General features: G+C 68.8%; 15 protein-coding genes and 1 pseudogene. 8 read left to right on the top strand and 8 right to left on the bottom strand.

The window, feature by feature from the left end:
- The 7 genes and pseudogenes from ASD34_RS28295 to ASD34_RS16340 all read left to right on the top strand — a co-directional run.
- Window positions 1–268 (top strand): annotated as a pseudogene (locus ASD34_RS28295) (uroporphyrinogen-III C-methyltransferase); the annotation flags it as partial.
- An 89-nt stretch (window positions 269–357) separates the two neighbouring features.
- Entirely contained in the window at window positions 358–1,482 is a 1,125-nt protein-coding gene (locus ASD34_RS16365; protein WP_056579530.1) for a sterol desaturase family protein, read from the top strand.
- Between the two features lie 2 nt (window positions 1,483–1,484).
- Window positions 1,485–2,270 (top strand): YaeF family permuted papain-like enzyme, encoded by a 786-nt coding sequence (locus tag ASD34_RS16360; RefSeq protein WP_157609697.1) that lies wholly within the window; start codon window positions 1,485–1,487, stop codon window positions 2,268–2,270.
- Window positions 2,267–3,478, top strand: a complete 1,212-nt coding sequence (locus ASD34_RS16355; RefSeq protein WP_056579526.1) for an NAD(P)/FAD-dependent oxidoreductase — start codon at window positions 2,267–2,269, stop codon at window positions 3,476–3,478. Before ASD34_RS16360 ends, ASD34_RS16355 begins: the two co-directional genes overlap by 4 nt.
- A gap of 232 nt (window positions 3,479–3,710) precedes the next feature.
- Window positions 3,711–3,923 carry a 30S ribosomal protein S21 gene (rpsU, locus tag ASD34_RS16350; protein ID WP_007833691.1) on the top strand — a complete coding sequence of 71 codons (213 nt, stop codon included), beginning with the start codon at window positions 3,711–3,713 and terminating at the stop codon, window positions 3,921–3,923.
- 110 nt (window positions 3,924–4,033) lie between these two features.
- Window positions 4,034–4,483 (top strand): GatB/YqeY domain-containing protein, encoded by a 450-nt coding sequence (locus ASD34_RS16345; RefSeq protein ID WP_056579524.1) that lies wholly within the window; start codon window positions 4,034–4,036, stop codon window positions 4,481–4,483.
- 13 nt (window positions 4,484–4,496) lie between these two features.
- A complete protein-coding gene (locus ASD34_RS16340; protein ID WP_056579522.1) occupies window positions 4,497–4,988 on the top strand; it encodes an NUDIX domain-containing protein in 492 nt (163 codons plus the stop codon).
- A gap of 26 nt (window positions 4,989–5,014) precedes the next feature.
- Here ASD34_RS16340 and ASD34_RS16335 read toward each other — a convergent pair whose 3' ends face one another.
- Window positions 5,015–5,776 (bottom strand): sulfite exporter TauE/SafE family protein, encoded by a 762-nt coding sequence (locus ASD34_RS16335; RefSeq protein WP_056579520.1) that lies wholly within the window; start codon window positions 5,774–5,776, stop codon window positions 5,015–5,017.
- A gap of 101 nt (window positions 5,777–5,877) precedes the next feature.
- Here ASD34_RS16335 and ASD34_RS16330 point away from each other — a divergent pair, with 101 nt between their 5' ends.
- Complete coding sequence (locus ASD34_RS16330) at window positions 5,878–6,786, top strand: LysR family transcriptional regulator (RefSeq protein WP_056579518.1); 909 nt, start codon at window positions 5,878–5,880, stop codon at window positions 6,784–6,786.
- Here the strand turns inward: ASD34_RS16330 and ASD34_RS16325 are convergent.
- From ASD34_RS16325 to ASD34_RS16295, 7 genes are all read right to left on the bottom strand, one after another.
- The gene (locus ASD34_RS16325) at window positions 6,773–7,771 is read right to left on the bottom strand and encodes an SDR family oxidoreductase (RefSeq protein ID WP_056582415.1); all 999 of its coding nucleotides are present in this window, start codon (window positions 7,769–7,771) and stop codon (window positions 6,773–6,775) included. The genes ASD34_RS16330 and ASD34_RS16325 overlap by 14 nt on opposite strands.
- Complete coding sequence (locus ASD34_RS16320; protein WP_082548742.1) at window positions 7,768–8,670, bottom strand: bile acid:sodium symporter family protein; 903 nt, start codon at window positions 8,668–8,670, stop codon at window positions 7,768–7,770. Before ASD34_RS16320 ends, ASD34_RS16325 begins: the two co-directional genes overlap by 4 nt.
- A 30-nt stretch (window positions 8,671–8,700) precedes the next feature.
- Window positions 8,701–10,038, bottom strand: a complete 1,338-nt coding sequence (locus ASD34_RS16315; RefSeq protein ID WP_056579516.1) for a flavin-containing monooxygenase — start codon at window positions 10,036–10,038, stop codon at window positions 8,701–8,703.
- Window positions 10,035–10,862 (bottom strand): SDR family oxidoreductase, encoded by an 828-nt coding sequence (locus ASD34_RS16310; RefSeq protein WP_056579514.1) that lies wholly within the window; start codon window positions 10,860–10,862, stop codon window positions 10,035–10,037. The genes ASD34_RS16315 and ASD34_RS16310 overlap by 4 nt, the downstream gene beginning before the upstream one ends.
- Before the next feature lie 107 nt (window positions 10,863–10,969).
- Complete coding sequence (locus tag ASD34_RS16305) at window positions 10,970–12,019, bottom strand: NAD(P)-dependent alcohol dehydrogenase (protein WP_056579512.1); 1,050 nt, start codon at window positions 12,017–12,019, stop codon at window positions 10,970–10,972.
- A gap of 39 nt (window positions 12,020–12,058) precedes the next feature.
- Window positions 12,059–12,553 (bottom strand): TOBE domain-containing protein, encoded by a 495-nt coding sequence (locus tag ASD34_RS16300; protein ID WP_056579511.1) that lies wholly within the window; start codon window positions 12,551–12,553, stop codon window positions 12,059–12,061.
- A gap of 306 nt (window positions 12,554–12,859) precedes the next feature.
- Window positions 12,860–13,804: a helix-turn-helix domain-containing protein gene (locus tag ASD34_RS16295; RefSeq protein WP_056579509.1), complete on the bottom strand. Its 945-nt coding sequence runs from the start codon at window positions 13,802–13,804 to the stop codon at window positions 12,860–12,862.
- Between the last annotated feature and the right edge of the window lie 43 nt (window positions 13,805–13,847).

Genomic DNA, 13,847 nt, shown 5'->3' with positions numbered 1-13,847 from the left:
CCTCACGCTGGTGATCTACATGGGCGTGGCGGGCGCCGGCCACATCGAGCGCGAACTGCTGCACGGCCTGCCGGGCGACACGCCCGTGGCTGTGGTGCAGCACGCCAGCCTGCCGCATCAGCGCCACCTCGTGACCACGCTGCACGGCCTGCAGACCCGCATCGCCGATGCCGGACTGGCCAGCCCGGCGGTGATCGTGGTCGGCGACGTGCTGCAAGGGTTGGCCGCGGCCGCGCTGCCGGCAGGCGCAGACCGCTTCGGCACCTAGGTTCCAGCACCGGCCGAAAGGCCGTCGCGCCGGCCTGAGCGCCGCCTAAAATCCCGCCCGATCCAACGAACAAGAAGGAAGAGGCAGGGATGCTCGACAAACTCAACGAATTCACCGAAAGCCACGGCGAGCTGCGCCGCGGGCGCGGGCTGGTCACGGGCACCATTGCCTTCAGCCTTGCCGCCCTGTGCTTTCTGGGCGTGCTCGCCTTCCACTTCCCGCAGTACCTGACGACGCCCGAGCTGCGCAAGAGCTACGACGTCGACGTGATGCGCGTCATCTTGCTCACCGCGCTGGTCATCGCGGGCGGGCTCTCGCTGGTCAACATCATCTTCAACCGCTCGCGCTGGCTCTCGTCCGCTGCGTTCCTGCTGGTGGTGGTGTCGGCGCTGCTCGGCGGGCACAAGGTGCCGGTGCATGACTTTGCCGACCACACGCCCTACATCGGACTGGACTGGTTCATCCTCGACCTGCTGGGCTCGTCGCTGATCTTCATCTTCATCGAGAAGCTGTTCGCGCTGCGCAAGGATCAGCCGGTGTTTCGCGAGGAGTGGCAGACCGACTTTCATCACTTCGTGGTGAACCACATGATCGTGGGCTTCGTGCTGCTGGCCACCAACCTGATGGTGCACAAGCTGTTCGGCTGGGCCGCCAACGACGGCATCCGCGGCTGGGTGAGCAACCTGCCGTTCTGGGCCGGCATTCTGCTGATCATCCTGGTGGCCGACCTCGTGCAGTACTGGACGCACCGCGCGTACCACGAGGTGCCGGTGCTGTGGCGCCTGCACGCAGTGCACCACAGCGTGAAGCGCATGGACTGGATGGCCGGCTCGCGCCAGCACATCCTGGAGCTGCTGATCACGCGCACGCTGGTGCTCGCACCGATCTACGTGCTGGGCTTCAGCAAGGACGTGATCGACGCCTACATCGTGGTGGTCGGCTTCCAGGCGGTGTTCAACCACTGCAACGTGAGCGTGCGCCTGGGCCCGCTGCGCTACCTGATCGTGACGCCCAACTTCCACCACTGGCACCACAGCCAGGACATCGAAGCGCTCGACAAGAACTACGCGGCGCACTACGCCTTTCTCGACTATCTCTTCGGCACCGCCGTGAAGAGCACCAAGCTCTGGCCCGAGAAGTACGGCGTGCTGGGCGACTACGTGCCCAACGGTTTCTTCAAGCAGCTGAAGTTCCCGTTCGTCTGGAAGGGATGACGATGGCCTCCCTTCTTCGCGCTGCCGCGCTCGCGGCCGCGCTGCCGCTGCTGCTCTCGGCCTGCGCCACGCGCATCGAGATGCCTTCCGAAACCGCGGGCCTGCGCCTGCGCGTGCAGAGTTCGGTGATCGCCCCCGGCAACGGCGGCGAGCTGATCGGCGCCGAGGTGCTGGAGCCCGGCGACATCCTGCTGACCTCGATCGCCACGGTGAATTCGTTCGGCATCCGCCTGGGCACCTTTTCGCCGGTGAGCCATGCCGTGCTGTACCTGGGCGACGGGCTCATCGCCGAGGCCGTGGGTACCGGCGTGCGTGCGCGCCGGCTGGCCGACGTGGTCGACGAGGAGCAGATGGTCGTGGCCTTTCGCGTGCCGGGCCTCGAATCGGCGCACGTCGAGAAGATGCGCGACTGGGCGAATTCCAAGGTCGGCACGCGCTACAACACCGCCGGCGTGCTGCTGAATGCGCCCTTCGTGCTGAACCGCCGGCTGTGCGAGCTGCCGCTGATTCCCTCCGCTGTGAGCGCGTACTGCATCAGCGGCATGGCGATGGTTCAGCTCGGCGCCAGCCGCGACGACCAGTTCTTCTGTTCGCAGTTCGTGCTGGAGGCCTACCGCCAGGCCGGCGCGCCGATCACGGACGCCGACCCGCGCTGGGTGAGCCCGGCCGACCTGCTCCACATGCGCGAGGGCGACGTGCCCTCGATTGCCGCCACGCAGCCGCTGCGCTACGTGGGCCACCTCAAATACAACCCGCCGCCGGTGCTGGCGGCGGACGGACCCGCTTGAGCTCACCTTCTTCCTCTTTCGACGTCGTTGTCGTTGGTGCCGGCGCGGCCGGCCTTTTCTGTGCCGCGCTGGCGGGCCAACGCGGGCTGCGCGTGCTGCTGGTCGACCACAGCGAGAAAGTCGGCGAAAAGATCCGCATCTCGGGCGGCGGCCGCGCCAACTTCACCAACCGCGACCTCGACGTGCGCGCGCCGCAGCGCCACTTCGTCGGCGACAACCCGAATTTCTGCCGCTCGGCGCTGTCGCGCTACGCGCCGCAGCAGTTCATCGACATGGTCCAGCGCCACGGCATCGCGTTCCACGAGAAGCACAAGGGCCAGCTGTTCTGCGACGGCTCGTCGCAGCAGATCGTCGACATGCTGCTGGCCGAGTGCGCCGCTGGAAGTGTCGAGCGCTGGCAGCCGTGCAAGCTCGGTGACATTGCCTTTGTCGACGGGCGCTACCGAATCAATAGCACGCGCGGCCCGATCGATGCGCCCAAGCTCGTGGTCGCAACAGGTGGCCTGTCGATTCCCCAGATCGGTGCCAGCGACTTCGGCTACCGGCTCGCCGAGCAGTTCGGCCTGCGCCTGGTCACGCCGCGTCCGGCGCTGGTCCCGCTGACCTTCGGCGGCGACGCCTGGGCGCCCTACGCCAGCCTGGCCGGGCTGGCGCTGCCGGTGCGCATCGAGACCGGTGGCAAGAAGGACAAGATGGCCTTCCTGGAAGACCTGCTGTTCACCCACCGCGGCCTGTCGGGCCCGGCGGTGCTGCAGATTTCGAGCTACTGGAAGCCCGGCGCCCCGCTGACGCTGGATTTCGCGCCCGGCGTGGACGTGGCCGAATCGCTGGCCGACGCCAAGCGGCGCTCCAAGAAACGCATCGCCAACGAACTGGCTGCGCTGGTGCCCTCGCGGCTGGCCGACGCCTGGGTGGGCGAAGACCCGGCCCTGCAGCGCCCGGTCAACGAGGCGACCGACAAGGCGCTGACGGTGCTGTCCGAGCGCATCGCCCGCTGGCAGATCACCCCCAGCGGCACCGAAGGCTACAAGAAGGCCGAGGTGACGGCGGGCGGCGTCGACACCCGCGACCTGTCGTCCCAGACGATGGAATCGAAGCAGCCGGGCCTGTATTTCATCGGCGAAGTGGTCGATGTGACCGGCTGGTTGGGCGGATACAACTTCCAGTGGGCGTGGGCGAGCGCCTACGCGTGCGCCCAGGCGCTCTGAGGGAGCCCCGAGGTTTTTTCCAGGACACCGAGGAACCGGCTTCGCCGGGCCTCAGGTGTCGCCCCCGGCGAGGGGGTTGGCGCAGCGACACGAAGTGCGCGTAGCCTGGGGGAGTGCTATACTCGCGGGCTAACTCTGGCCTTCCCTCAACGGCCGCAAAAAGTTTTCAGTTGAGGAACCCCGGCTTGGGGCCTCGATCTCCCCCGGCCAAATCCATTTCAACGATTCATCAATGACCACCATCCGCGTTAAAGAAAACGAGCCCTTCGACGTCGCCCTGCGCCGCTTCAAGCGCACCATCGAAAAGCTCGGCCTGCTGACCGACCTGCGCGCCCGCGAGTTCTACGAGAAGCCGACGGCCGAGCGCAAGCGCAAGAAGGCAGCTGCGGTCAAGCGCCACTACAAGCGCGTGCGCAGCATGCAGCTCCCCAAGAAGCTGTACTAAGCAACATCCAGGCAGCTGGCCCTCGACGAAAGTCCTGCCAGCGCCTCGTTGCACCAGCCGCGCCAGGGAAACCTGCCGCGGCTTTTGTTTTTTCCGAAAGGTTGCGAAGAATGACTCTCAAAGAACAAATCACCGAAGACATGAAGACGGCGATGCGCGCCAAGGATTCGGAACGCCTGGCCACCATCCGCCTGCTGCTCGCCGCCATGAAGCAGAAGGAAGTCGATGAGCGCGTGGAACTCGACGACGCCACGGTCATCGCCATCGTCGACAAGATGGTCAAGCAGCGCAAGGACTCGATCGCCGCGTTCACCACCGGCGGCCGCGCCGACCTGGCCGACAAGGAAGCCGCCGAGATCAAGGTGCTCGAGGTGTACCAGCCCCAGCGCATGAGCGCCGACGAGGTCGCCAACGCGGTGAAGGCCATCGTGGTCGAGCTCGGCGCGGCCGGCCCCGGCGACATGGGCAAGGTCATGGGCGTGGTCAAGACGCGCCTGGCCGGCAAGGCCGACATGGGCCAGGTCAGCGCCGCGGTCAAGGCCGCCCTCACGGGCGCCTGAGACGGCCACCCCCATGAAGAACGGCAGCAGCAGCCCGCTCGGCGCCGCGCCCGTCGCCACGATCCCGAAGGCCTGCGCCTGCCTGGTCGATGCGCGGGGCCGGCTGCTGGTGTTCCGTCACCCCGAAGACGGCAACATGCAGCTGCCCAAGGGCACCATCGAGCCCGGCGAGTCGCCCGAGGCCGCCGTGCGGCGCGAGCTGTTCGAGGAATCGGGCCTGGTGTTCGCCGGCCGGCTCGAATCGCTGGGCACGCTGGAGCGCGAATGCGAAGCCGGCGTCGAAGGCAACACGCACCGCCATCCGCAGCGCTGGCACATCTTCCTGATGCGCGACGAGCGCGACCTGCCCGAGACCTTCGAGCACATGGCCACGGGCAGCCCCGAAGAAGAAGGCCTGCTGTTCTCGTTCCACTGGCTCGAGGCCGACGCCGCCATCGAAGACTTCGCCCTGCCCTACCGCCAGACCATCGAGCGCGTGCGCGAGGCCCTGCTGGCCGCCACCTGATCGGTCACCCGAGCGGTTCAGGCGGATCAGGCGTACATGACGGCGCGCAGCGCCATGTACGCCCCCAGCAGCGCCAGTCCCACCAGAAAGCAGCGCCGGAACACGGCCACCGGCAGCCGCTGCCGTAGCCAGGTGCCCAGCACCATGCCGCCAACAGCCGGCACCAGCATCGCGACCGACCCGCCCAGCACCTCCGCCGGGTAGCTCCCGTTCGCCGCCAGCCCCAGGGCCAGCACCACGGTCGACGTGGTGAACGAAATGCCCATCGCCTGAATCAGCGCGTCGCGCTGGAAACCCAGCGCCTGCAGGTACGGCACGGCCGGCACCACGAACACGCCGGTCACGGCCGTCACCAGCCCCGTCGTGGCGCCCACCACGGGACCGAGCCAGCGCGCCTGCGCGTCGCTCACGTGCAGCTGCCGCCCCGTCAGCCCCCACAGGGCATAGGCCACCAGCGCCACGCCCAGCGCCGCCGAGGCCCAGGCGCCCGCCGGCACGCCCAGCCACCATGCCCCGGCGAGCGTGCCCACCACGATACCGACCTGCATGCCGCCGATGCGGCGGGCCACCAGGCCGAAGCGCGCACGCGGCCCGGTCTGCCAGAGGTTGGTGACCAGCGATGGCACGATCAGCAGCGCCGCCGCCTGCGCGGGCGGCATCCACAGCGCGAGCAACGCCATCGACACGGTCGGCAGCCCGAGGCCGATCACGCCCTTGATCACACCGGCCAGCAGGAACACCGCAGCAGCCGCGGCCCACAGGCCCATCGTTTCATTGGAAATCGTCATCGCTGCGGAGTCTGCCGACCGGCGCATCGACTGAAAATGCGGCTTTCGCGCAGCCAGCCTCAGGCACAGGCTGAGGCTGGCGTGCTACCTTGCGACTCACCATGCGATTCGACCTGACCGACCTGCGGCTCTTTCTCCACGTCGTCGAAGCCGGCAGCCTCACGGCCGGCGCCGGCCGATCGCACATGACGCTGGCCTCGGCCAGCCAGCGTGTGCGCGGCATGGAAGACGCGCTCGGCACGCCGCTGCTCACGCGCCATGCGCAGGGCGTGCGCCCCACCGAGGCCGGCCGCACGCTGCTGCACCATGCGCGCGTCGTGCTGCAGCAGATGGAGCGGCTGCGCGGCGAACTCGGCGAGTACGGCCAGGGCCTGAAGGGCCACGTGCGCTTCATGTGCGGCACCTCGGCGCTGACCGAGCACCTGCCCGAGGTGCTGAGCCGCTTCCTGGCCGAGCATCCGCGCATTTCGGTCGACCTCGAAGAGCGTGCCAGCCCCGACACCGTGGAAGCACTGCGCAGCGGCCTGTGCGACATCGGCATCGTCTCCGACGCCATCGACAGCGACGGCCTCGAATGCCACCCCTTCCGCCGCGACGACCTCGTGCTGGTGATGCCGCGCGGCCACGCGCTGGCCAGCCGGCGCCGCGTGCACCTGGCCGAGGTGGTCGACAGCGAGTTCGTCGGCCTGCCCGCCGACAGCGCGCTGCAGCAGCTGATCACGGGACATGCGCGCGCGCTCGCCAGGCACCTGGCCTTCCGCGTGCGCGTAGGCAACTTCGAGGCCGTGTGCCGCATGGTCGAGTACGGCATCGGCGTGGGCATCGTGCCGCAGACCGCGGCCGAGCGCTGCGCCCGCTCGATGAAGATCGCGCGCGCCTCGCTGGCCGACCCGTGGGCCGAGCGCACGCTGATGGCCTGCGTGCGCTCGTCGCAAGACCTGCCGCTCAATGCGCGGCGCATGCTCGACCACTTGATCGCGCCGCCGCCAGCAGAGGCTACGCGGAAGTGACCGGTCGCCCCTGCCGCGCGCGCGCCGTGATGAAAGCCTCGAAGGCCTCGCGGCTGGTCTTGCGCGGCACGTAGCCGAACTGGGTCTTCAGCGCGGTATTCAGCAGCACCGGTCGGTAGCGCAGAAAGTCGAGCTGCTCGGGCCCGTAGCGGCTCACGCCCAGTGCCGAGCCCGCGGCCAGCGCCGCCTGCAGCACACCGGCCGGCCAGGCAATGGCGCGCTTGCCAAGCCGCGCGGCAATCTCGTGGATGGTGAGCGCGCCGTCGCCCGCGAGGTTGTAGCAACCGGGCGGCGCGCCACCGAGTGCGTGCGCGATGGCGCCCGTCACGTCCTCGTCCCACACGAACACGAAGGGGCTGTCGCTGCCGCGGATGGCGATCAGCCGCTGCTTCTCGAACAGCGCCGTGATCTGGTTGTCGACTCGCTCGCCGAGGATGGTGCCGATGCGCAGCACCGTCTGCGCCAGCGCGGGATGCTGCGTGCGGCAGTCGGCCAGCATTTCTTCCACCTGCCGCTTGTGGTCGGCGTAGGCGAACACCGGGTTGCCGCGCAGCGGCTGCGACTCGGCGATCCAGGCCGGGTTGTCCGCGTGGTAGCCGTAGGCCGCGCCGCTGGACGACACCACGATGTGCCCCACGCCGCACGCCACGCAGGCGTCGAGCACGTTGCGCGTGCCGCCCACGTCCACCGAATGCTCAAAGGCGCGGTTGGAGTCCTTGCCGGGCGTGACGATGGACGCGAGGTGCACCACCGTGTCGACGGCGTGTTCAGCGAGCGCGTCGGCAATGCCGTCGTCGCGCACGTCCTGCTGCAGGTAGATCACGCCGGGCAGCCGGCGCTCGGCGGGCACCTCGCGCACATCGAGCGCGACCAGGGTTTCGAACGTGCCCTGCGCGGCCAAAGCGGCGAGCACGCTGCGCCCGAGGAATCCATCACCGCCCGTCACCAGCACGCGGCGGGCGTGCGCCTTCCAGTGATCGCTCATGGCGTCGCAGGCTTGCGCCCCCACCAGCTTGCCAGCGCCAGGCCCGCGATGATGTCCCAGAAGCCCCACACGCCGGCCACCACGGCCATGCCGCCGAGCCCGCCGAAGAAGCTGAAGATCAGCACCAGCCCGAGCCCCGCGTTGCGGATGCCCACTTCGATGGACACCGCACGCCGGTCGTAGTCGCCCAGCCCCGAGAGCCGCGCGCACAGGTAGCCGGTGCCGAAGGCCAGCGCGTCGTGGATCACGACCGCCAGCAGCACCAGCCCCACGTAGTCGAGAAAGTACCGCCAGTTGCCCGCGATGGCGCCGACGATGAAGGCGATCAGCGCGAGGAAGCTCAGGATGCGCGCCGGCTTCTTGATGCGCGCCGTGAGCCGCGGCAGCTGGTGCGCGCAGGCCACGCCCAGCACGAAGGGAATGCCGATGATCATCACGATGTGGCCCAGCATGTCGAGCGGGTCGAGCGCGATGGTCTTGAGCAGCACCGAGGCCGTGGGATGCAGCCCGCCCCAGAACGCGAAGTTCAGCGGCATCACCACGATGGACAGCGCATTCGAGATCGCCGTCATCGACACCGACAGCGCCACGTTGCCGCCCGCGCGGTGCGTGAGGATCTGCGAGATGTTGCCCGGCGGGCAGCAGGCCACGAGGATCATGCCCAGCGCGATGCTCGGGCCCGGCTGCAGGATCAGCGTGAGCACGAAGGTCACGGCCGGCAGCACCACGAACTGCGCACCGATGCCCACCGCCATCGCGCCGGGCATGCGCGCCACGCGCCTGAAGTCGTCGATGCGCGTGTCCAGCGCAATGCCGAACATCAGGAAGCCCAGCACCACGTTGAGCAGCACCAGCGAGGCCGGGTTGAAGTGCAGGCGGATCTCGTCGACAGGCAGCATGCGCAGAACCTCGTGAAGAAAGACGATCGATCAGTCGGCCAGTGCCGCAGCGGCCTGGCGCACGGCCGCGCGGTAGGTGTCCTTGTGGACGTAGTACGCCATGCGCTCCAGCTGCAGGTACTTGAAGCCGCCCGACAGATCGGGCGGCGGCCCCTGCACCGCCGCGCGCAGCGCCGCTGCCTTGGGCGATCCCGCCGCCTGCGCGCGGAAGTAGCGCGCCAGCAGCTCGGCCTGCTCGTAGCGCCCCTGCCAGCCGATGCCGCTGGCCTCGATCATGCCGAGCACGGCCAGCGTCTCGAAGCGCGGCGAAAAGATATTGAGGTACAGGCGCGGCGCCATGCCCTGCCAATTGAGCAGTTCGCGGTCGATGAACGGGTAGTGCAGCGCATAGCCCGTGGCCGTGAGGATCAGGTCGTAGTCGCGCGCGCTGCCGTCCTTGAAATGCACGGTGCGCCCGGCCAGCCGCGCGATGTCGGCGCGCACGCCGATGTCGCCGTGGCCCACGTGGTGCAGCACCAGCGAGTTCACCACCGGGTGCGACTCGTACATCTTGTAGTCGGGCTCCGGAAAGCCGAAGCGCACCGGGTCGCCGGTGAACCATTGCAGCACCGTGGCATCGACCTTCTGCTTGAGCCACGGCGGCAGCGGGCGCTTGCCGCCCAGCGTGTCGGCCGGCTTGCCGAAGACGTACTTGGGCACGAAGTAGTAGCCGCGCCGCACCGAGATGTCGACGCTTTGCGCGTAGTGCACCGCATCGACTGCGATGTCGCAACCCGAGTTGCCCGCGCCGACGATCAGCACGCGCTTGTCCTTGAAGAGCTCCGGGTGCTTGTAGCTGCTGGTGTGCAGCAGCTCGCCGTCGAAGTGGCCTTCGAACTGCGGGTGCTTGGGCTCGGAGAGCGTGCCGTTGGCGATCACCACGCCCTTGTACTCGTCGGTCTCGACCGTGCCGTCGGGCGCCTGGACGCTCACGCGCCAGCGCGTGTCGGGCGCATCGCTCACCGGCTCCACGCGCAGCACGCGCGTGCCGAAGCGAAAGTGCGCGCGCAGGCCGAAGCGGTCGGCAAAGTCGCTGAAGTAGCGGCGCAGCTCGCGGTGGCTCGGGTAGTCGGCCACGGTGTCGGCCATCGGGAACTCGGCGAACTCCGTGGTGCGCTTGCTTGAGATCAGGTGCGCCGAGTGGTAGACCGTGGAGCGCGGGTTGTCGATGTCCCAGAGGCCGCCCACGTCGCTGTGCGCCTCGAAGCCCTGGAACGGAACGCCGAGCTTCTGCAGGTTGCGTGCGCCCGCCAGGCCCGAGGGCCCGGCGCCGATGAGGGCGATCTGTTCGTGCGTGGGAACGGTGGCGGAGGCAGCGGAAGACGTCATCGGCGGGGAGGTTCTTTCGGGGAGTTCAGGCCGGGAATGGCGGTGGCGCCGGGCTCGCCCACGCGCGGCTTGCGCGGCTGGCCTCGCAGCAGGCGGTCGTGCAGTGGCGCGGGCAACAGGCCAAGTGCTTTCGACAGCCAGCCGATGCGCCGCGGCAGCACGATCTTTTCGCGCCGTGCGGCCAGGCCCGCCAGCAGCTGGCGCGCCGCCGCGTCGGCCTCGAGCAGCCCCGGCATCGCGAAGCGGTTGCCGGCCGTGAGCGCGGTGCGGATGTAGCCCGGGCTCACCGTGTGCACCGTGAGCCCCGTGCCGCGCAGCTCGGCGCGCAGGCTTTCGAGATAGCGGATCAGGCCGCCCTTGCTCGCGCAGTAGGCGCCGTTGCCCGGCATGCCGTGCCAGCCCGCGATGCTGGCCACGCCGACGAGCGCGCCGCGGCCCGCTGCGCGCATCGGCTGCACGAAGGGCTGGAAGGTGGTGGCCGCGCCGAGCAGGTTGATCTCGAGCATGCGGCGGAACACGGCGAGGTCGTCGACCTCGGCGGTGTCGTAGCCGCCGGCGACGCCCGCGTTGGCGATCACGAGGTCGGGCGTGCCGAAGCGCTGCATCCAGTCGGCGGCCATCGCCTGCATGGCGGGGCTGTTGGACACATCGGGCGTGTAGGCCTTGCAGCGCCCTTCGGCAAGCGCTGCCAGTGCCGCGAGGCGTTCGGTGTCGAGCCCCACCAGCGCCACGCGCGCGCCCTGCGCGATCAGCTCATGCGCCAGCGCCTGCCCGAGGCCGCCGCAGGCACCGGTGAGAACGACATTGCGAAACGGCAAGAGCATGGGCTGGGAAGCGCGCAAGGCTGCGAGTGGCAAAACGCAGCCACTTTAGCTGCGCCCTGCCGCTGCAATCCCAGCGTTTCCCCTTGCCCCGCGCCCTTGCGGGCCGTTCAGGCCGCTTCGGCGGCGGGAAATTGAATCTGGATCTTCACATCCGTGACGCGCCCGGCCGCCGCCTCCTCGAACGCGGCGATGCCGTCCTCGAACGCGAAGGTGCGCGAGATGAAGGGCTTCACATCGACCTGCCCCGACGCGATGAGCGCCAGCGCGCGCGGGAAGATGTTGGCGTAGCGGAACACCGACTCGATGCGCGCCTCCTTCGCCTGGATCGCGACGATGTCGAAAGGCACCTTGGCGGCGGGTATGCCCACCAGCACGAGGCAGCCGCCGGGGCACAGCAGGTCGAACACGTTGTCGAAGGCGCGCGGGCTGCCGCTGGCTTCGAACACCACGTTCGCGCCCCAGCTGTCGGTGAGTGCCTGCACGGTGTCGGCGAGGCTGGTGCTGCGCACGTCGACCGTCGTCACCGCCGGGTTGTGCGCGAACAGCGCCAGCTTCTCGGGCACGAGGTCGGCCAGGATCACGCGCGCCGCGCCGCCTGCGAGCGCGGCCAGCGCCGTCATCGCGCCGATGGTGCCGGCGCCGATGACCACCGCCACGTCGCCCGGCTTCAGCGCCGCCTTCTTCGCGGCCTGCAGGCCGATGGCCAGCGGCTCGACGATGGCGCCTTCGCCGAAGCTCACGTTGTCGGGCAGGCGGAAGGTGAAGGCCGCGGGGTGCACCACGTAGGGCCTGAGGCAGCCGTGGATCGGCGGCGTGGCCCAGAAGCGCACGGCAGGGTCGAGGTTGTAGAAACCTTCGCGCACGGCGCGCGAGTCCATGTCGGGAATGCCGGGCTCCATGCAGACGCGGTCGCCGGGCTTCAGGTGCGTGACATCGGCGCCCACCTCGGCCACCACGCCCGAGGCCTCGTGGCCGAGGATCATGGGCGCGTCGACGACGTACGGGCCGATGCCGCCGTGCTGGTAGTAGTGAACATCGCTGCCGCACACGCCCACGGTGTGCATGCGGATCTTCACGTCGCGCGGGCCGACGTGCAGCGGCAGCTCGACATCGCGCAGCGTGATCTCGTGCGCCTTTTCCAGAACCAGTGCTTTCATTGAATCTTTCTGAGAGGGGTAGTGAAACGGGGATGGACCTCAGTGCAGCGCGGTACCCGAACGCAGCAGCGAGGCGCCGCTCTCCACATCGAACAGGTGCACCTGCTGCGCATCGGCAACCACGTGCAGGCGCTCGCCCAACCGTGGGCTGCCCGCGGAGGGCAGGAGCACAGCAATCTCTTCGCTGCCCTGCCCGACGCTCACGAGCACTTCGTTGCCGAGGTATTCGACGAGCAGCACCTCGCCCGCGAAGCCGCCGTCGCGCCCGGCCTCGGTGTCGATGCGCAGGTGCGCGGGGCGCACACCCAGCGTCACGCGCTCGCGGCCGTCGAGCGCGAAGCGGCGCGCATCCACGCGCACCGAACCGCCGCCGCCGCGCAGCTCGCACTGCCCGTCGTCCAGGCGGTGCACCGTCATCTCCATCAGGTTCATCGGCGGCGTGCCGATGAAGCCAGCCACGAAAGCCGAGCGCGGTCGCTCGAAGATTTCCGGCGGCGAGCCGACCTGCTCGATGCGCCCGTCGCGCAGCAGCACGATGCGGTCGGCGGTCGATCTCGGCCTTGGGCACTTTCAGGCGCTTGAGCCCGAACGCGATGTTGTCGCGCACCGTCATGTGCGGGCACAGCGCGTAGTTCTGGAACACGTGGAAATTGCGGAATCGGCATCGGGTTGTCTCCTTCGTTGTCGGTGCAATCGCCGGCGAAATGTCGACAAATGCAACGAAGCGAAGGTTAGGCGGCCGCTCCGGAAGGCCGCGTACATGCCCACCGGGCATCTGGTACTTTGATGCCGAGCCGTCTCGGGGTTTAGCCCGAGAGGCAAACCCGTATCAGGGCACGCTCAGGCGGCGAGCGGCGTGTGCTGCGCGCTGCGCAGGCCGAAACGGTCTTGCGCCTGTTGCCGGTAGGCCGAGGGCGTCATGCCCTTGAGCTGGAGAAAGCGGCGATTGAAGTTCGCGAGGTTCGAGAACCCGACCTCATAGCAGATTTCGCTCACCAGCCGGTCGGACACCTGCAGCATCTCGCAGGCCTTGGTGATGCGCAGCCGCGTGACGAACGCAGTGAAGGTGCTGCCCATGTGCCTGTGAAAGTAGCGCGAGAAGCTGCTTTCGGCCATGTTGGCAATGGCGGACACGGCGGGCAGCGACAGCTCTTCGGCCAGGTGCGCGTGCAGGTGATCGAGCACGCGGCGCAGGCGGGTGTTGGCGGTCGGGTCCTCGTCGGCCGGCTCGGCATTGCTCGAAATCTGGCGGCAGTCGCTCCAGTTCGCCAGTTCGTGCAGCAGGCCGATGAACTCCGACAGCCTTGCCATCCCCTCCAGCCTCTGCACGCGCGCAAAGCGCTCGCGCACGATGTCGCCGATGCCGAAGAACTCGATGCCCATGCGGGCGCGGTCGAGCATCGGCAGCACGGCCTCCAGCTCGGGGAACAGATCGACGCCCTTGCGCAGGGGCTCGTCGCGAAAGTGGATCACCATGCTGCGGTCGGCCACGCCTTCGGCCGGCACGTCGTGGGAGATCCAGGTGTGCGGCAGCCGCCCGCCCACCAGGGCCACATAGCCAGGCTCGAAGCGGCCGATGTGGTTGCCGACGAAGGCGTCGCCGCTGGTGCGGTTGATGCACTGCAGCTCGTACTCGTCGTGGTAGTGCCAGCAGTCGAAGGGCCACGGCACACCGTGCTGCAGGCAGCGCACCGAACTGCTGCCGGCCGGCTCGAAGCCCAGGCGCGGGTCGCGCAAGAGTTCGTGCTCGAGAGCCGGCTTGCGCAGGGCGCTGTGTTTGCTCATGTCTTTCCCTTGTCCTTGAAGGGTGTCCTCGAGCCAGCGCCGC

It is taken from the genome of Variovorax sp. Root473, assembly GCF_001426505.1.
In the GTDB taxonomy this organism is placed as follows: domain Bacteria; phylum Pseudomonadota; class Gammaproteobacteria; order Burkholderiales; family Burkholderiaceae_C; genus Variovorax.
Note: the sequence above shows the minus strand (reverse complement) of the source record. Positions and strands in the feature narration are given on the sequence as shown.